This window comes from Streptomyces racemochromogenes, assembly GCF_044129415.1.
GTDB lineage: Bacteria > Actinomycetota > Actinomycetes > Streptomycetales > Streptomycetaceae > Streptomyces > Streptomyces racemochromogenes_A.
Genome location: NZ_JBBDHD010000043.1, coordinates 1 through 17,524, shown reverse-complemented (window position 1 = coordinate 17,524; position 17,524 = coordinate 1). Strand labels below are relative to the sequence as shown.

The 17,524-nt window shown below is 74.3% G+C and carries 15 protein-coding genes; 10 read left to right on the top strand and 5 right to left on the bottom strand.

What is annotated here, in order from left to right:
* Window positions 1–4 precede the first annotated feature (4 nt).
* The 3 genes from WDV06_RS18135 to WDV06_RS18125 form a co-directional block, all read right to left on the bottom strand.
* Window positions 5–1,300: a coenzyme F420-0:L-glutamate ligase gene (locus WDV06_RS18135; RefSeq protein WP_395510796.1), complete on the bottom strand. Its 1,296-nt coding sequence runs from the start codon at window positions 1,298–1,300 to the stop codon at window positions 5–7.
* Window positions 1,297–2,256 (bottom strand): 2-phospho-L-lactate transferase, encoded by a 960-nt coding sequence (gene cofD / locus WDV06_RS18130; protein ID WP_395510795.1) that lies wholly within the window; start codon window positions 2,254–2,256, stop codon window positions 1,297–1,299. Before cofD ends, WDV06_RS18135 begins: the two co-directional genes overlap by 4 nt.
* 63 nt (window positions 2,257–2,319) lie before the next feature.
* A complete protein-coding gene (locus WDV06_RS18125) occupies window positions 2,320–2,868 on the bottom strand; it encodes a cysteine dioxygenase (protein WP_395510794.1) in 549 nt (182 codons plus the stop codon).
* A gap of 650 nt (window positions 2,869–3,518) precedes the next feature.
* Here WDV06_RS18125 and WDV06_RS18120 point away from each other — a divergent pair.
* The 3 genes from WDV06_RS18120 to WDV06_RS18110 all read left to right on the top strand — a co-directional run bounded on the left by WDV06_RS18120 (window position 3,519) and on the right by WDV06_RS18110 (window position 9,158).
* Window positions 3,519–3,782, top strand: coding sequence for a WhiB family transcriptional regulator (locus WDV06_RS18120; RefSeq protein WP_003983763.1), 264 nt, complete (start codon window positions 3,519–3,521; stop codon window positions 3,780–3,782).
* A gap of 274 nt (window positions 3,783–4,056) precedes the next feature.
* The gene (locus WDV06_RS18115; protein WP_395510793.1) at window positions 4,057–7,671 is read left to right on the top strand and encodes a glycosyltransferase family 2 protein; all 3,615 of its coding nucleotides are present in this window, start codon (window positions 4,057–4,059) and stop codon (window positions 7,669–7,671) included.
* Window positions 7,668–9,158: a DUF5719 family protein gene (locus WDV06_RS18110; RefSeq protein ID WP_395510792.1), complete on the top strand. Its 1,491-nt coding sequence runs from the start codon at window positions 7,668–7,670 to the stop codon at window positions 9,156–9,158. The genes WDV06_RS18115 and WDV06_RS18110 overlap by 4 nt, the downstream gene beginning before the upstream one ends.
* A 36-nt stretch (window positions 9,159–9,194) precedes the next feature.
* Here WDV06_RS18110 and WDV06_RS18105 read toward each other — a convergent pair whose 3' ends face one another.
* On the bottom strand, window positions 9,195–9,668 hold the full coding sequence (locus WDV06_RS18105) for a metallopeptidase family protein (protein ID WP_395510791.1): 474 nt from the start codon (window positions 9,666–9,668) through the stop codon (window positions 9,195–9,197).
* Between the two features lie 171 nt (window positions 9,669–9,839).
* On the opposite strand from WDV06_RS18105, the gene WDV06_RS18100 reads away from it, so the two are divergent.
* The 6 genes from WDV06_RS18100 to WDV06_RS18075 all read left to right on the top strand — a co-directional run bounded on the left by WDV06_RS18100 (window position 9,840) and on the right by WDV06_RS18075 (window position 15,494).
* On the top strand, window positions 9,840–10,259 hold the full coding sequence (locus WDV06_RS18100) for a DUF3499 domain-containing protein (protein WP_395510790.1): 420 nt from the start codon (window positions 9,840–9,842) through the stop codon (window positions 10,257–10,259).
* Between the two features lie 78 nt (window positions 10,260–10,337).
* Window positions 10,338–11,708: a phosphomannomutase/phosphoglucomutase gene (locus WDV06_RS18095; protein ID WP_395510789.1), complete on the top strand. Its 1,371-nt coding sequence runs from the start codon at window positions 10,338–10,340 to the stop codon at window positions 11,706–11,708.
* Window positions 11,709–11,900: 192 nt separating this feature from the next.
* Window positions 11,901–12,086 (top strand): Trm112 family protein, encoded by a 186-nt coding sequence (locus WDV06_RS18090; RefSeq protein WP_395510788.1) that lies wholly within the window; start codon window positions 11,901–11,903, stop codon window positions 12,084–12,086.
* Between the two features lie 57 nt (window positions 12,087–12,143).
* On the top strand, window positions 12,144–13,277 hold the full coding sequence (locus WDV06_RS18085; RefSeq protein ID WP_395510787.1) for an SIS domain-containing protein: 1,134 nt from the start codon (window positions 12,144–12,146) through the stop codon (window positions 13,275–13,277).
* A gap of 48 nt (window positions 13,278–13,325) precedes the next feature.
* The gene (gene manA, locus WDV06_RS18080; RefSeq protein ID WP_395510786.1) at window positions 13,326–14,483 is read left to right on the top strand and encodes a mannose-6-phosphate isomerase, class I; all 1,158 of its coding nucleotides are present in this window, start codon (window positions 13,326–13,328) and stop codon (window positions 14,481–14,483) included.
* Window positions 14,484–14,558: 75 nt separating this feature from the next.
* The gene (locus WDV06_RS18075; RefSeq protein WP_395510785.1) at window positions 14,559–15,494 is read left to right on the top strand and encodes a cation diffusion facilitator family transporter; all 936 of its coding nucleotides are present in this window, start codon (window positions 14,559–14,561) and stop codon (window positions 15,492–15,494) included.
* 100 nt (window positions 15,495–15,594) lie between these two features.
* Here the strand turns inward: WDV06_RS18075 and lepB are convergent, their stop codons facing one another.
* A complete protein-coding gene (gene lepB, locus WDV06_RS18070; RefSeq protein WP_395510784.1) occupies window positions 15,595–16,386 on the bottom strand; it encodes a signal peptidase I in 792 nt (263 codons plus the stop codon).
* 470 nt (window positions 16,387–16,856) lie between these two features.
* Here lepB and WDV06_RS18065 point away from each other — a divergent pair.
* On the top strand, window positions 16,857–17,524 hold a 668-nt coding region (locus tag WDV06_RS18065; RefSeq protein WP_395510783.1), incomplete at its 3' end, for an adenosylhomocysteinase.

The following is a 17,524-nucleotide window of genomic DNA, read 5'->3' as shown; positions in this document are numbered from 1 at the left end:
GGCCCTAGCGCACCTCGATGAAGTCCTCCACCGGCCGGGCCCCCCGCTCCGCCGGAGGCCCGGCCGGGTGGCCCACCGCGACGGCGCCCATGGGGTCCCACCCCTCCGGCAGCGCCAGCACCTTGCGCACCACGTCCCGGCAGAACATCGTCGAGGACACCCAGGCCGAGCCCAGCCGTTCCCCGGCCAGCGCGACCAGGAAGTTCTGCACGCCGGCGCCCGTCGCGACGACGAACATCTCCCGCTCGGCCGCGTCCCGCCGCGCGTGTCCGTAGGCGTGGGCGCCGTCCATCACCATGCACGGCACCACCAGGCAGGGGGCGCCCCGCAGGACGTCGCCGCGCCGCACCCGTTTCGCGATGGACTCCTCGGACTTGCCGTCGCGCCGCAGGTCCGCGATCCAGGCGTCCCGCATGGCGTCCAGCAGCTCCAGCCGGGCGCCGGCCGACTCCAGCAGGACGAACCGCCACGGCGTGGTGTGGTGCGGGGCCGGGGCGGTCAGGGCCGCCGCGACCGCTCGCCGTACCGCGCCGGGGTCGACCGGCTCGTCGGTGAAGGCCCGTACGGTGCGCCGCTGCGTGACGGCTTCGCGCACCGCCTCGGACGTGCCCAGCCGGAACATGTCGTCGGCCGGGTTCCGGACCAGGTCGCGGGCCGAGGAGGTGCCGCCCACCACGTGTCCGAGGCCGCGGACGACCGCCACCGGCAGCCCGGCCGCCTTGCCCTTGACCAGGTCGCCGGCCGCGGCGAGTTCGTCGGCCGTCGCCACTATCGTCGCGCTCAGCGGGTTGCCCCGGGCGTCGGTGCCGCCGCGCAGGTCGTCCAGGACCCGCACCCCGGCCGCGCCGATGGCGACGTCGGTCAGTCCGGCGCGCCAGGGCCGGCCGAAGGTGTCGGTGATCACCACGCCCACGTCGACGGAGAGCAGGGTCCGCAGCCCGTCGCGGAGGGCGGCCGCCGAGGCGTCGGGGTCCTCGGGCAGCAGCAGGACGGTGCCCGGCTCGGTGTTGGAGGCGTCGACGCCGGCCGCCGCCATGACCAGGCCCTGCCGGTTCTCGACGATGCGCAGCGCGCCCCGGCGGGCGACGACCCGTACGGTCTCGGCGTCGATGGCCTCCTCGCGGGAGTCGGCCCGTACGATCCGCCCCTCGGCCTTCGAGACGATCTTCGAGGTGACCAGCAGGACGTCGCCGTCGCGCAGGCCGGGCGCGGCGTCGGCGATCAGCCGGGCGAGGTCGTCGCCGGGCCGGACCTCGGGGATCCCCGGCAGGGCGCGCACCTCGTAGGAGGGGCTGTTCACCGGGCCTGCTCGGCGAGTTCCAGTGCGGCGCGGGCCATGGCGGCGGTGGCGTCCGTGCCGGTCATCATCAGCGGCACGGCCCGGCAGGCGATGCCGGCGGCGGTGACCGTCTCGACGGCGTCGGCGTCGGAGGTGTCCACGAGCCAGCCGTCGAGGAGTCCGGAGCCGTAGTGCAGGGCGACGGCGGAGGCCGTGGATTCGACGCCGACCGCCGCGAGGACCTTGTCGGCCATGCCGCGTACGGGTGATCCGCCGACGATGGGGGAGAGGCCGACGACCGGGGCGGCGGCCTCGGCCACGGCCTCGCGGATGCCGGGGACGGCGAGGATGGTGCCGATGGAGACGACCGGGTTGGACGGCGGGAAGAGGATGACGTCGGCGGCCGCGATGGCCTCCAGGACGCCGGGCGCGGGCTTGGCCTGCTCGGCGCCGACGGGGACGACGGCCTCGGCGTCCAGGGAGGCGCGGAGCTTGACCCAGTACTCCTGGAAGTGGATGACGCGGCGTTCGCCGGTCTCGGGGTCGTTGACGGCGACGTGCGTCTCGACCCGGTCGTCGGACATGGGCAGCAGGCGGACGCCGGGCTGCCAGCGGTCGCAGAGGGCCTCGGTGACGGCGCTGAGCGGGTACCCGGCGTCGATCATCTGGGTGCGGACGATGTGGGTGGCGAAGTCGCGGTCGCCGAGGCCGAACCAGGAGGGTCCGACCCCGTACGCCGCGAGTTCTTCCTTGACGGTGAAGGACTCGTCGGTGCGGCCCCAGCCCTGGTCCTCGTTGATGCCCCCGCCGAGGGTGTACATCACGGTGTCCAGGTCGGGGCACACCTTCAGCCCGAACAGGTGAATGTCGTCACCGGTGTTGCCGATGACGGTGATCTCCGCGTCGGGGACCGCCGACAGCAGTCCGCGGAGGAAACGGGCGCCGCCGATACCGCCGGCCAGAACAACAATGCGCATGCGGACAGTCTGTCAGCCGCAGGCTGCCGCCTGGGGGGTGGTGGCCGGGCGACGGGGGGACCGTCAGGCGGGGACGTGGTCCTGCCGGGCCGGGGAGCAGCCGTGCATCGGCATCTCGGTCAGGCCGGGGAAGTAGACGTGCAGGCTGACCGCTCCGTCGAGGGTGTCGTTGACGACCTCGTGGGCGTACCCGGGGGCGAAGACGCGCTGGGCGCCGGCGCGGTGGGTGAGGCGCCCCCGGGGGGTGTGCTCGGTGAGCTCGCCGTCGAGGACGGTCAGGACGCCGGAGGAGGCGCCGTGGTCGTGGAGACCGCTGCCCTGGCCGGGGACCCAGCTGAGCAGCCAGACCTCGTAGCCGGGGCCGGTGCGCAGGCGGTGGTACCAGCGGGTGGTGGCGTCGTACCGGACCAGGTGCTCCCAGCTCGCGCGGTCCTCGGCGATGGAGCGGGCGAGGCCGGCGAACTCGGCGACGGTGGCCGGATGTTCGCGGGCGGGCTGGAGGAGGTGCTGGACGGCGAGGATGTCGCCGGCGATCTGCAGGTCGCTCTCGACGGGGGCGGCGGGCGCGGTGACGGCGGGGGCGGCGACGGTGGAAGCGGGGGCGCTGTTCATCGTGGGGGGTGTCCTCGACGTATGTCAGTCGTGCGGGGCGGTTGCTGTGGGGGGTCGGCCGGAGCTCGGGGGAGCCGGGGGCTCCGAGGGCATCAACAGCTGCAACAGCAACAGCGAACCTGGGCAGCGCACAGGAACCCACGAATGGGGGTCCGGGTGGTGGCTGCGGGCGCTGACATGAAGACAAGGAGACCGGGCCGAGGGCCTGACTGTCAACCCAATGTCCGGATTGAGAGGAAAGTTTCACCTCATCCGGTTGCTGTCCGCGGAGAAAGGTTTGTGCAATCGGACCCGGGGCATGTGCCGCTGCACGCACCCCGGTGGGAGCCGTTCTCAAACCTGTCGACGCCAAGTCGTGACCGGAATGTGATCCGCGCCGCATCTTCGGCTGGATTGCAACCCCTCCACGGAGTGACGCGTCGCCCAGGAAGAGGGCGTCGCTCGCCGGGAGGCCCGTGGCTTCTGTCACGATTTTTGGCGATATGAACACTTTCTGTATAGGCTTGGTTCCGCAGAGTGAATAAGGCGCCCAATAGCAGATCTCGGCTTGACTGGGCAGAAGCCACGCACTTGTAATTTCACTCGTGTCGTTACCTGGCGATCGGTAACGGCAACACCACGGGGACGCACAGACAGAGCGAGGGGCGCACATGACCGAGCTGTTTCAGGAACTGCTGGTCGAGGAGGCGGACGAGGAGCTCGGATGGCAGGAGCGCGCTCTGTGCGCCCAGACCGACCCCGAATCCTTCTTTCCCGAGAAGGGCGGCTCCACCCGCGAAGCCAAGAAGGTCTGCCTCGCCTGCGAGGTCCGCTCCGAATGCCTTGAGTACGCCCTCGCCAACGACGAGCGATTCGGCATCTGGGGCGGCCTGTCCGAAAGAGAGCGCCGCCGCCTGAAGAAGGCAGCGGTCTGACCCGGCGGAAACCGCCCGGAACCGCCCGAAGGCCTTACGAAGACCGGACGAAGACCCCCCGGTCAACCGCGCTCCCCGGAGCGCCGCACGCCACAGCAGACCGAGTGAACGGTCCGCCTCCCGCACCTTCCCCGCAGGAGGCGGACCGTCGCGTTCAGGGCCTTCTCGGCAGGAGGCGGACCCGCCCCTTCCCAGCCGTTAGTGTGGGGCGCTGTCCAGCAGCCTCCGAGGGCACATCACCCCCGGATCCCCAGGCCGGAGGGCCCGTAGCGCGATGTCCCCGCACAGCAACTCGCCGGTCTCCCACCAGGCGGCCGCCATCCCCGAGTTCCCCCGGCACGTCGTCACCGCCGTCCTCGTCGCCCACGACGGAGCCCGCTGGCTGCCCCGGACCCTCGCCGGACTCCTCGCCCAGGAGCGCCCCGCGCAGGCCCACGTCGCCGCCGACACCGGCAGCGCCGACGAATCCGCCCGCCTCCTCGCCGAGGCCCTCGGCGACGACCGCGTCCTGCACCTCGCCCGCCGCACCGGATTCGGCGCCGCCGTCGACGAGGCCGCCCGCGCCGCCGGCACCCTCACCCCCGAGGACCTCCCCTACCTCAAGCGCCCCAGCGGCTGGGACCCCGTCAGCCGCACCTGGCGCGACGACGCCTACGACCTCCCCGACCTCCCCCACGGCGAACCCGTCCAGTGGCTCTGGCTCCTCCACGACGACAGCGCCCCCGAACCCGACGCCCTCACCGAACTCCTGCGCGTCGCCGACCAGAACCCCGAAGCCGCCGTCATCGGCCCCAAGCTCCGCGGCTGGTACGACGCCAAGCAGCTCCTCGAAGCCGGCGTCACCATCGCCCGCAGCGGCCGCCGCTGGACCGGCCTCGACCGCCGCGAACAGGACCAGGGCCAGCACGACCAGGTCCGCCCCGTCCTCGCCGTCTCCACCGCCGGCATGCTCGTGCGCCGCGACGTGTACGACGCCCTCGGCGGCTTCGACCGCCGCCTGCCCCTCATGCGCGACGACGTCGACCTGTGCTGGCGCGCCCACAGCGCCGGCCACACCGTCCTCGTCGCCCCCGACGCCGTCCTGCGCCACGCCGAGGCCGCCGCCCGCGAACGCCGCACCGTCGACTGCGCCGGCCGCTCCTCCGTCGACCCCCACCGCGTCGACAAGGCCGGCGCCGTCCACACCCTGCTGGCCAACACCCCCGGCCGCGCCCTGCCGTACGTCTTCCTGCGCCTGGTCCTCGGCACCCTCCTGCGCACCCTCGGCTACCTCGTCGGCAAGGCCCCCGGCCAGGCCGCCGCCGAGTTCACCGGCCTCCTCGCCACCCTCCTGCGCCCCGGCCGGATCCTCGCCGCCCGCAAGGCCCGCCGCCGCACCGCCGTACCCGCGGCCGAACTGCGCCCGCTCTTCCCTCCACCCGGCGCCACCCTGCGCGCGAGCGCCGAACAGCTCGCCGGCTACCTCGGCTCCGGCCAGGGCACCGACCCCGCCCCCACCGGCCGGCACGGCGGCGCCGTCGAATCCGGGCCCGGCGGCGACGACGCCGACTACCTGGAGATCGAGCAGTTCGCCCGGCTCAGGCGGATCGCCCGCAAGCCCGCCCCCGTCCTGTTCGCCCTGCTCCTGCTCGTCTCCCTCGCCGCCTGCCGCGCCCTGATCGGCGGCGGCAGCCTCATGGGCGGCGCCCTGCTCCCCGCCCCCGCGAGCGCCCTGGACCTGTGGCACCGGTACACCACCGACTGGCAGCCCGCCGGCACCGGCACCACCGCCGGAGCACCCCCCTACCTCGCCGTCCTCGGCGCGCTCTCCGCCCTGCTGTTCGGCTCCACCAAGGCCGCGCTCACCCTCCTGCTCGTCTGCTCCGTCCCGCTCGCCGGCCTCACCGCCTACTTCGCCTCCCGGCCGCTGGCCGAGTCCCGGCTGCTGCGCGCCTGGGCCGCCGTCGCCTACGCCTTCCTCCCCGCCGTCACCGGCGCCCTCGCCGGGGGCCGCCTGGGCACCGCCGTCCTCGCGATCCTCCTGCCCCTCCTGGCCCGCTCGGCCGTCACCGCCTTCGGCCTCGCCGACCGCGACACCCCCGGCACCTGGCGCGCGGTGTGGACGTACACCCTCCTGCTGGCCCTGGCCACCGCCTTCACCCCCGTCGCCTGGCCGCTCGCCGCCGTCCTCGGCGCCGCCGCGCTCCTGGCGCGCCGCGCCCGCTGGAAGACGTACGCCCCGAGACTGCTCGCCACCCTCGCCGTACCCGTCCTCGTCCTCGCGCCCTGGTCGCTGGGCCTGCTCACCCACCCCGCCCGCCTCCTGCGCGAGGCCGGACTCCCCTACGGCGGCGGCTCCGCCACCCCCCTCGGCCTGCTCACCGCCGACCCCGGCGGCCCCGGCACCGGCAGCGGGTTCCTCCTGGCCGGCACCCTGCTCGCCGCCCTCGCCGCCCTGCTCCGCGCCGACCGCCGCCAGGCCCTCGCCACCGCCTGGACCGCGGCCCTGGCCGGACTGCTCCTCGCCGTCCTGCTCAACCGCACCGGCTGGGCCGGCCCCGGCACCCTCCTCTACGGGCTCGCGCTGACCGCCGCCGCCGTCGTCGGCGCCGACGGCGCCAAGGAGCGCGTCGCCGCCCGCAGCTTCGGCTGGCGCCAGCCGCTGGCCGCCCTGATCGCCCTCGTCGCGGCCGCCGGACCGCTGCTCGCCGCCGCCGTCTGGACGGCCGCCGGCGCCGACGGGCCGATCCGGCGGCGCGACCCCGTCCAGGTCCCGGCGTTCGTCGCCGCCCAGTCCGACGACAGCAACCGCACCCGCACCCTCGTCCTCGGCGGCGACTCGCCCGCCACCGTCTCCTACACCCTGGTCCGCGGCGGCGGCGTCCGCCTCGGCGACGCCGAGGTCCTCGCCGACGCCGGCCCCCAGCGCCGTCTCACCCAGGCCGTCTCCAGCCTGGTCTCCGGCTCCGGCGCCGACCAGTCCGAGCAGCTCGGCGCCTTCGCCGTGCGGTACGTGATGATCCCGCCCGGCGGGCCCACCGCCCTGCGGCAGGTCCTCGACGGCACCCCCGGCCTCAAGCAGCACCACCAGGACGACGGCACCGCCGTCTGGGAGGTCCAGCGCCTGCCCGCCCGCGTCGCGATCGTCCCCGCCAGGCAGGGCCAGGCCCCCATCGCCGTCGACGCCGGACCCGTCGAGGCCCACGCCAAGGTCCCGGCCGGTGAGGAGGGCCGCACCCTGCGCCTCGCCGACCGCGCCGACCCGGGCTGGAAGGCCACCCTCGACGGCAAGCCCCTCGCCCCCGTCACCCTCGACGGCTGGGCGCAGGGCTTCGAGCTGCCCCGGGGCGGCGGCCGGCTCGACCTCGTCCACCAGGACTCCGCCGCCCGCGACGCCTGGCACTGGGCGCAGGGCCTGCTCGCCCTGGTGCTGCTGGTGATGGCCCTGCCGGGCCGCCGCGCCCGCCTCGACGACGACCTGCCCGAGGAGACGGGGCCCGATCCCGCCGCGGGCGAGCCGGGCCAGGGCCGCCGCGCCCGCCGCCGCGGCGCGCAGCCCGCCGCGGAGCCCGAGCCGGCCCCGGCGGAGGCCCTCGTCGACCCGTACGCGCAGATCCCGGCGCAGCAGGTGTACGGCGAGGAGTCGTACGCCTACCAGGAGCCCTACCTCCACGAACCCCCGTACGAGGCCGGCCACGGGCAGCAGTACGACGCGCCGCCGCAGTACCGGCACCCGCAGTACCCGGAGTACGGCGAGTACGGCGGGACCTACGCCCAGCCCCCGCAGCAGCCGCCCTTCCCGCACCAGCAGCAGGGACAGCAGCCGCCCTACCCGTACGAGTACGAACCCCAGCAGTACGACGCCTACGGACAGCACCACCCGCGTCCGGACGGGAGCCACCAGCCGTGAAGCAGCGCGCCCCCCTGACGCTCGCCGCCGTGACCGCGGCCCTCGCCGCCGGCTGCGGGCTGGCCTTCCTCACCGCCCCCGCCCCCGCGGCCCCGGCGGCCGGCGCCCAGCGGGCGGCCGCCGCCCGGATGCCGGTGGAGCGGTCCGTCCTGGTCTGCCCGGCCCCCAGCTCCTCGGACATCGCCGACACCACCTACACCTCCCTCAGCCCCGCCACCCCCGGCAAGGCCGCCGCCCGGGGCACGGCCCGGCTGGCCACCAAGGAGGGCAAGGCCGTCCTGGAGCCCCGGGAACCCGGAAAGCCGGTCGCGGCCACCGCCTCCGGCGCCGAGGCGCCCGCGCTGACGGGCTCCGCCCAGGGCGCCCTGGCCCCCGGCTGGACCGCCCAGCAGACCACCAAGGTCGCGGTCGGGCAGGGCCGCGGCCTGCTCGGGCTCGCCTGCACCGCGCCCGGGACCGACTTCTGGTTCCCCGGCGTCAGCACCGCCAAGGGGCGGCAGGACTACGTCCACCTCACCAACCCCGACGACACCGTCGCCGAGGTCACCGTCAAGCTCTACGGACCCGACGGCCTGCTCAAGCCCAAGCCGGGCACCGCCGACCCCGTCATCACGGTCGAACCCCACTCCACCACCAAGGTGTGGCTGGCCCAGCTGGCCGCCGACGCCCAGCTCCCGGACGTCACCGCGCACGTGACGACCGGCTCCGGCCGGGTCGGCGCCTCCACGCAGATCACCGAGGACGGCGTCGGATCCGACTGGCTGCCGGCCTCGGCGGGCCCGGCCGGCTCCCTGGTCCTGCCGGGCATCCCGGCCGACGCCGCCTCCGTGCGGCTGGTCGCCTTCGCACCCGGCGAGGACGACGCGGACCTGACCGTGAAGCTGTCCGGCCAGAACGGTTCCATCAGCCCGGCCGGCAAGGAGCGGCTGCACGTCAAGGCGGGGATGACGGCCTCGGTCGACCTGGCCGACGTCACCCGCGGCGAGGCCGGCTCCCTGCTCCTGGCCCCCGCCGACCCGAAGAAGCCCGTACCGGTGGTGGCGGCGCTGCGGGTGGTCCGCGGCACCGGCGCCAAGCAGGAGGTGGCCTTCATCCCGGCGAGCCCGCCGGTCGGGGAGCGCGCCACCGTCGCCGACAACCGGGCCGACGACAAGGCCACCACCGTGACCCTCACCGCCTCCGGCGCCGACGCCAAGGTCCGCGTCACCGCCTCCGCGGGCACCGAGGGCGGCCAGCCGGCCGTCCAGGAGCTCACCCTCAAGGCGGGCACCACCCGCGTCCTGACCCCGACGCCGGCCCCCTCCGGCGGCAAGGGCCCGTACGCGCTGACCGTCGAGACGCTCTCCGGCGGCCCGGTCCACGCGGCCCGCACCCTGACCCTGCCGCAGGACGGGATCCCGATGTTCACCGTCCAGGCCTTCGCGGACGACCGCTCGCGGGTCTCCGTCCCCCAGGCCGTCGAGGACCCGTCGGTCCTGCTCCGCTGAGGAACCCGGCCGGCCCGGGACCCCTGGACGGCGGACTCAGTCCTGCCCGTACCGGGGGTCCACCGTCTCCGGTGAGAGCCCCAGCAGCTCCGCCACCTGCTCCACGACGATCTCGTGCACCAGCAGCGCCCGCTCGTCGCGCGTCTTCACCCGGATCTCCACCGGCCGCCGGAACACCACGATCCGGGCCGGCCGCCCGTCGTGGGCCTCCACCAGCCCGCCCAGCGGCACCGCCTCGTCGTTCCAGCCGCCGTCCGGGCCGCCCGGCGGCCCGGGCACGTCCGCGACCACGAACTCCACCTCGTCCAGCTGCGGCCAGCGCCGCTCCAGCCGCTCCACGGAATCCCGTACGAGGTCGCCGAACAGCTCCGCCCGGCTCGCCGACAGCGGCACCTGCGGCGGGGCCAGCGGCCCGCGCATCCCGCGGCCGTGCCGGTCGCGCCGCCGGAGTCTGGGCTCCCGGGGCGCGGCGTCGGGAGCGGGGCGAGGAGGAAGCGAACTGTCCGTCACCCCGGCAGGGTAGCTCCCGCGCGAGGACGCGCCACGGCCTCGATCCGGTCACGACCTGGTGTCGCGCCGGTGTCGCCGCCCGAACGATCCGGGCAAGATCGCGCACCATTCCGGACTCGCTGCCCCCCTTCGTCACCGCCCGCGGGACACGACACGGGGGAGCGGCCGGGGGTGAGTCGTCGCGGCCCGGTCAAGAGTGCGGTACCGTCCAACGTCGTGAGCCTTGTACGTCGCTGTTCGCGCACCGCGTGCGGCCGCCCTGCCGTCGCCACACTGACGTACGTCTACGCCGACTCGACCGCAGTTCTCGGCCCGCTCGCCACCTACGCCGAACCCCACTGCTATGACCTGTGCGCCGAGCACTCCGAGCGCCTGACCGCCCCGCGCGGCTGGGAGGTCGTCCGCCTGTCGGACGGCTCCGGGCCGTCCGCCCGCAGCGGCGACGACCTCGAAGCCCTGGCCAACGCCGTCCGGGAGGCGGCCCGTCCGCCCGAGCGCGCGGCCGAGGCCGGCGGCTCCACCGGGGGCGCCCCGACGCCCGGCGAGACCCGGCGTGGACACCTCCGCGTCCTGCGTTCGCCCGATTCCTGACACCCGGATCGTCTGAAAAGCCACTCTCCGTACAAGGTAGGTTTGCTGCACCGCACGGAACCTTCAGGAGGGCAGGCAGTGGCCGCAGATCTTTCGAACATCGTCAAGGCATACGACGTACGCGGCGTCGTGCCGGACGAGTGGGACGAGCCGCTGGCCGAACTGTTCGGCGCGGCCTTCGTCGCGGTCACCGGTGCGAGCGCCATCGTCGTCGGCCACGACATGCGGCCCTCCTCGCCCGGCCTGTCGGCGGCCTTCGCCCGCGGCGCGGCCGCCCGCGGCGTCGACGTCACCCTCATCGGGCTGTGCTCGACCGACCAGCTGTACTACGCCTCCGGCAAGCTGGACCTGCCCGGCGCCATGTTCACGGCCTCCCACAACCCGGCCCAGTACAACGGCATCAAGCTGTGCCGCGCCGGCGCCGCCCCCGTGGGCCAGGACACCGGCCTCGCCACCATCCGCGAGCTCGCCGAGAAGTGGACCGACGAGGGCGCCCCGGAGATCCCCGCCGGCACCGTCCCGGGCACCATCACCGAGCAGGACACCCTCGCCGGTTACGCCGAGCACCTGAAGTCGCTCGTGGACCTCAGCGCGATCCGCCCGCTGAAGGTCGTCGTCGACGCGGGCAACGGCATGGGCGGCCACACCGTCCCCACCGTCTTCGAGGGCCTCCCGCTCGACCTCGTCCCGATGTACTTCGAGCTGGACGGCACCTTCCCCAACCACGAGGCCAACCCCCTCGACCCGAAGAACATCGTCGACCTCCAGGAGCGCGTGAAGGCCGAGGGCGCCGACCTCGGCCTCGCCTTCGACGGCGACGCCGACCGCTGCTTCGTCGTCGACGAGCGCGGCGAGGGCGTCTCCCCGTCCGCCATCACCGCCCTGGTCGCGGCCCGCGAGCTGGCCCGCAACGGCGGCACCGGCACGATCATCCACAACCTGATCACCTCCTGGTCGGTCCCGGAGGTCGTCCGCGAGAACGGCGGCACCCCCGTCCGCACCCGCGTGGGCCACTCCTTCATCAAGGCCGAGATGGCCGCCTCCGGCGCGATCTTCGGCGGCGAGCACTCCGCGCACTACTACTTCAAGGACTTCTGGAACGCGGACACCGGCATGCTCGCCGCGCTCCACGTCCTCGCGGCCCTCGGCGGCCAGGACGGCGCGCTCTCCGAGCTCGTCTCCTCCTACGACCGCTACACCGGCTCCGGAGAGATCAACTCGACCGTCGCCGACCAGGCCGCCCGCACCGCCGAGGTCAAGGCCGCCTATGCCGGCCGCGAGGGCGTCACCTTCGACGAGCTGGACGGCCTGACCGTCTCCGCCGCCGACTGGTGGTTCAACCTCCGCCCCTCGAACACCGAGCCCCTCCTGCGCCTCAACGTCGAGGCCCGCGACGAGGCCACCCTCGCCAAGCTCCGCGACGAGGTCCTCGCCCTGGTCCGGGCGTAAGCCATGGCCGGCGGGGCACGATCAGCCCCGCCGGCCTCCGGGGCGCGGGGGTCCGGAAGCAGGGCCCGCGGCAACGGAACCACACCCACCCGCCCCCGGCCCCCCGCACCCAGCCGGAGCCACGCGGCACCGCAGGTGACTCGGCGGTACGCTGACCACGCCCAATCCGCATCCCCGAAGGGACACCGCCCCATGCCGCTCGAAGCCGGCCTGCTGGAGATCCTCGCCTGCCCCGCCTGCCACGCCCCGCTCCGGGACGACTCGGCGGACGAGACCAACCCCGAGCTGGTCTGCACCGGCCAGGACTGCGGCCTCGCCTACCCGGTCCGCGACGGCATCCCGGTCCTCCTCGTCGACGAGGCCCGCCGCCCGGCCTGATCCGCCCCGCACCCCCGCTCGACCAGCCTGGATCCGTCAACCCCGCCGGAGGCCCCCATGCTCGACGAGTCACTCCTCGACGCACCGGACGATCTCGCCCGTGCCGACCGCCGCGGCCTGCTCCGCGGCGCCGCCGAGGCCGGGGCCAGAGTGCGCACCGCCGCCCGGCACGCCGCCGAGGCCGGCCTCGCGGACCTGCGCCCCGACGGGCGCCCCCGCGCCGTGCTCATCGCCGGCCCCGGCACCGCCGCCACCGGCGTCGCCGACCTCCTCGGCGCCCTCGCCGGAGCCTCCGCCCCGGTCACCCGCCTGCACCCCACCGGCGTCGCGCACGCCGCCGGGGCGCTGCGCTGGACCCTGCCCGGCTGGGCGGGCCCCGTGGACCTGCTGCTCCTCGCCACCACCGACGGCACCGAGCCCGGGCTCGGCGTCCTCGCGGAGCAGGCCTACCGGCGCGGCTGCACAGTCGTCGCCGTCGCCCCCGAGCGCTCCCCCCTCGCCGAGAGCGTCGACGGCGCGCACGGACTCCTCGTCCCGATGGCCAAGGCCCCGTACCAGGAGTACGACGAATCGGCCGCGGCCGGACCCGGCGCGCTGTGGGCCCTGCTCACCCCGCTGCTGCTGCTCCTCGACAAGGTCGGGCTGATCGCGGCCGCCCCGGACACCCTCCAGCGCGTCGCCGACCGCCTCGACCGCACCGCCGAGCGCTGCGGGCCGGCCATCGCCACGTACTCCAACCCGACCAAGACGCTCGCCGCCGAGCTCGCCGACTCCCTCCCCCTCATCTGGAGCGAGGGCACCGGCGCCGGCCCGGCCGGCCGCCGCTTCGCCGCGACCCTCGCCGAGCTCGCCGGCCGCCCCGCGCTGGCCGCCGACCTCCCCGAGGCGCTGCCCGCGCACGGCGTCCTGCTCTCCGGTGCCCTCGCCGCCGGAGCCGACCCCGACGACTTCTTCCGCGACCGCGTCGAGGAGCCCCAGGCCCTGCGCGCCCGCGTCGTACTGCTGCGCGACCGGCCCACCGGCGGACTCACCGCCGCACCGGCCGCGCGCGAGCTCGCCCTCAGCCACGACACCGCCGTCAGCGAGCTCGAACCGGAGGAGGGCGGTGAGCTGGAACAGCTCGCCGAACTCCTCGCCGTCACCGACTTCGCCACCGCCTACCTGGCGCTGGCGGCGCGGGGACACAGCTGAGGCACGCATCCGTGCCCGCACCGCACCAGCTCCAGGAAGACGACGACGATGGACCGCCTGACGAACACGATCCGCCCCTACGCGTGGGGATCCACCACCGCGATCCCGGCCCTCCTGGGGGTCGAGCCCACCGGGGAGCCCCAGGCCGAGATGTGGATGGGCGCCCACCCCGGAGCCCCGTCCCGCCTCGACCGCGGAGCGGGCGAGACCACCCTGTCGGCCGTCATCGCCGCCGACCCCGAGGGCGAGCTCGGACCCGCCGCCGTCGCCAAGTTCGGCCCCTCCCTGCCGTTCCTGCTGAAGCTCCTGGCCGCCGGCGCCCCCCTCTCCCTCCAGGTCCACCCCGACCTCGCGCAGGCCAGGGCCGGCTTCGAGGACGAGGAGCGCCGCGGCGTCCCCGTGGACGCGGGCCACCGCAACTACAAGGACCCCAACCACAAGCCCGAACTGGTCTGCGCCCTCACCCCCTTCGACGGCCTGTGCGGATTCCGCCCGCCGCTGGAGGCCGCGGACCTCCTCGAAGGCCTCGGCGTGGACTCCCTCAAGCCGTACGTCGACCTGCTGCGCGCCCACCCCGAGGACGCGGCCCTGCGCGAGGTCCTCACCGCCGTCCTCACCGCCGACCGCGCGGAGATGGCCCACACCGTCGCCGAGACCGCGGCCGCCGCCGAGCGCCTCGGCGGCCCGTACGCCCCGTACGCGGGCCTCGTCCACGACTACCCCGGCGACCCGGGCGTGATCGCCGCCCTGCTCCTCAACCACGTCCGGCTCCAGCCCGGCGAGGCCATGTTCCTCGGTGCCGGCATCCCGCACGCCTACCTCGACGGCCTCGGCGTCGAGTTGATGGCCAACTCGGACAACGTGCTGCGCTGCGGGCTCACCCCCAAGCACGTCGACGTCCCCGAGCTGCTGAAGGTCGTCGTCTTCGAGCCCAGCGTCCCCGGCCTGCTGCGCCCGGAGGGCGACGGCGAGGAGGTCTACGAGACCCCCGTCGACGAATTCCGCCTCTCCCGCTTCGTGCTGGCCCCCGGCGGCACCCCCCGCACCCTCCCGGACACCACCCCGCAGATCCTGCTCTGCGTCGCGGGCACCCCGAAGGCCGGCGAACTGACCCTCGCCCCGGGTGAGTCGGTATTCGTCCCGGCGGGCGAAAAGGTCGAACTGTCCGGAACCGGTACGGTTTTCCGCGCCACGGTCGTCATCTGACGTGACTTCGGCCGCACGGGCAGCTGCAACAATGTGCGGCCGTAGCCAGTGGCCAGGAAAGGACACCCAGCACCCATGAGCGCGTCGGGCGGCACCAAGGCGATCGTGGCGGCACTCGCCGCCAACCTGGCCATCGCTGTGGCCAAGTTCGTGGCATTCCTCTTCAGCGGCTCCTCGTCGATGCTCGCGGAGAGCGTCCACTCGGTCGCCGACTCCGGGAACCAGGGCCTGCTGCTCCTCGGCGGCAAGAAGGCCAAGCGCGAGGCGACCCCGCAACACCCCTTCGGGTACGGGCGCGAACGCTACATCTACGCCTTCCTCGTCTCCATCGTCCTCTTCACGGTCGGCGGCCTCTTCGCCATCTACGAGGGCTACGAGAAGATCCACGACCCGCACCCCATCGAGGCCTGGTACTGGCCCGTCGGCGTGCTCGTCTTCGCGATCGTCGCGGAGGGCTTCTCCTTCCGCACCGCGATCAAGGAGTCGAACGAGACCCGCGGCAGCCAGTCCTGGACCCAGTTCATCAGGAGCGCCAAGGCCCCCGAGCTCCCCGTGGTCCTGCTGGAGGACTTCGGCGCGCTCGTCGGCCTGGTCCTCGCCCTGTTCGGCGTCGGCCTCGCCCTGATCACCGGCAACGGCGTCTGGGACGGCGTCGGCACCGTCTGCATCGGCGCGCTGCTGCTCGTCATCGCCGTCGTCCTGGCCCTGGAGACCAAGTCCCTGCTGCTGGGCGAGTCCGCCGGCACGGCGGAGGTTGAGAAGATCAAGGCGGCGCTCGTCGACGGGGACACCGTCACCGGCGTCATCCACATGCGCACCCTGCACCTGGGCCCCGAGGAGCTGCTGGTCGCCGCCAAGATCGCCGTCCAGCACGACGACACCGCGACCGAGGTGGCCAACGCCATCAACGCCGCCGAGGCCCGGATCCGCGCCTCCGTGCCGATCGCCCGCGTGATCTACCTGGAGCCGGACATCTACAACCCCGAGGCCGCCAAGGCCGACGGCCGCTGAGCGGCCCGCTCCGTCCCGCGGGCCCGCCCGCGCCCCGACACACGAAGGCCCCCGCTGCTCCCATCGAGCCGCGGGGGCCTTCGCCCTGACGGAGGGGACGCTACGAGGGCACGTCCGCGCGCTCCCCGGGCGCCGCCGGAACCTCCCCGGCCTCCCCCGGTTCGGCCGCGGCCGCCACGGGCGCCGCTGCGGACGGGGACCCGGAAGCGGACGCGGGGTCGGACCCGGGCCCGGACGCGGCGGCGTCGGCGGACCGCGCCGCCCGCCCGGCCCGCAGGGACAGGAACGCCAGCACCGCACCGGCCACCAGCAGCAGCCCGCCGGCCAGCTGCCCCCACACGGCCAGCTCCGCCATCGGGTAGGTCACCACCTTGGCGACGACCCCGTCCGCCGGAACCGGCCCGTTGTTCGCGTACTGCGAGCCGTCCGAGTTCATCCGGTTGTCGCCCATCAGGAACAGGTACCCCTCGGGCACCGTCACGTCGAAGGCCACGGCCGACGGGTTCTTCCACTGTTCCAGGTACGGCTCGTCCAGCGGCTCACCGTTGAGCACCAGGCGGTACTGGCCGGCGGTCTTGCTGCTCGGCTTGTACCGGATGCGGTCACCGCCCACGGCGATGACCCGGTTCATCTGCGTCTTCTGCAGGGACCACGGAACGGGGGAGAGGACGATGTCCCCCCGGCGGACCTGCCCCGCGGCCACCGGCTCCAGGTAGATGCTCTCCCCGGCGGTGTAGGTCGGCGCCATCTGCCAGCCGGCCGCCTCGCCCTCCGAATAGGGCGACGGAGGGTTCACGGCCTTCGCCACCGTCACCCCTGCGAGGATGACCGCTCCGAGCACCAGCAGGACGATCGCCGCGATCCCGCGCCCGCGTCCTGGCCTGTGTGTCATTTCGTCCCTTCCGATGTACCTGCCTTGCATCGTAGGTCGACGTCGGCGCCGCGAACGCCGCCGGGGCCCTGGTCCGGGCACTCCGTAGATACCGATTCGGACACTGCCCGCAAGGGGGGCGTGACCCGGATCGCGGCGGCGGCCGTGCCCATGGCGGCGCCGTGCTCCCGGCCCTCGGCGCAGGGCATGCTCCACCCCACGAGGAGTGGATCAAAAGTCCGAAAGGCCCCGAACCTTCCACCGGACGACCCGAAAACGACGCATGACTCGTCCCCGTGCGGGCTGGGGCCCGCTGCGCCGATCGGTGTAGATTCGTCATCAGTGTCAGGCGTCGCTGCTGATGGCGGTCGGGCGGTCCTCGGGACCGGCCGAGGGGAGAGAGGGCCCCGCGACGGACTGTGCTCGGCGCACCGGCCCGCCCGTGCGCGGCTCAGCCGTACCCACCTCTCGACCCATGAGGAGCAGCACCCATGGACTTCAAGGTCGCCGACCTTTCCCTTGCCGCCTTCGGCCGCAAGGAGATCACCCTGGCCGAGCACGAGATGCCGGGTCTGATGTCGATCCGCCGGGAGTACGCCGAGGCGCAGCCGCTGGCCGGCGCCCGCATCACCGGCTCGCTGCACATGACCGTGCAGACCGCCGTCCTGATCGAGACGCTGGTCGCGCTCGGCGCCGACGTCCGCTGGGCCTCCTGCAACATCTTCTCCACCCAGGACCACGCGGCCGCCGCCATCGCCGTCGGCCCGAACGGCACCCCCGAGAACCCGCAGGGCGTTCCGGTCTTCGCCTGGAAGGGCGAGACGCTGGAGGAGTACTGGTGGTGCACGGAGCAGGCGCTGACCTGGCCGAACACCCCCACCGGCGGCCCGAACATGATCCTCGACGACGGTGGTGACGCCACCCTCCTCGTCCACAAGGGCGTCGAGTTCGAGAAGGCCGGCGCGGCCCCGGACCCGTCCACGGCGGACTCCGAGGAGTACGGCCACATCCTCACCCTCCTCAACCGCACCCTCGCCGAGTCCCCCCGGAAGTGGACCCAGCTCGCGTCCGAGATCCGCGGCGTGACGGAGGAGACGACCACGGGTGTGCACCGTCTGTACGAGATGATGCAGTCCGGTGAGCTGCTGTTCCCGGCGAT

Bases quoted from the DNA above. Each gene is read 5' to 3' on its own strand.
- cofD (WP_395510795.1), bottom strand. From the start codon at position 2,256: ATGCGCATTGTTGTTCTGGCCGGCGGTATCGGCGGCGCCCGTTTCCTC.
- WDV06_RS18125 (WP_395510794.1), bottom strand. From the start codon at position 2,868: ATGAACAGCGCCCCCGCTTCCACCGTCGCCGCCCCCGCCGTCACCGCG.
- WDV06_RS18120 (WP_003983763.1), top strand. From the start codon at position 3,519: ATGACCGAGCTGTTTCAGGAACTGCTGGTCGAGGAGGCGGACGAGGAG.
- WDV06_RS18115 (WP_395510793.1), top strand. From the start codon at position 4,057: ATGTCCCCGCACAGCAACTCGCCGGTCTCCCACCAGGCGGCCGCCATC.
- WDV06_RS18090 (WP_395510788.1), top strand. From the start codon at position 11,901: ATGCCGCTCGAAGCCGGCCTGCTGGAGATCCTCGCCTGCCCCGCCTGC.
- WDV06_RS18085 (WP_395510787.1), top strand. From the start codon at position 12,144: ATGCTCGACGAGTCACTCCTCGACGCACCGGACGATCTCGCCCGTGCC.
- manA (WP_395510786.1), top strand. From the start codon at position 13,326: ATGGACCGCCTGACGAACACGATCCGCCCCTACGCGTGGGGATCCACC.
- WDV06_RS18075 (WP_395510785.1), top strand. From the start codon at position 14,559: ATGAGCGCGTCGGGCGGCACCAAGGCGATCGTGGCGGCACTCGCCGCC.
- lepB (WP_395510784.1), bottom strand. From the start codon at position 16,386: ATGACACACAGGCCAGGACGCGGGCGCGGGATCGCGGCGATCGTCCTG.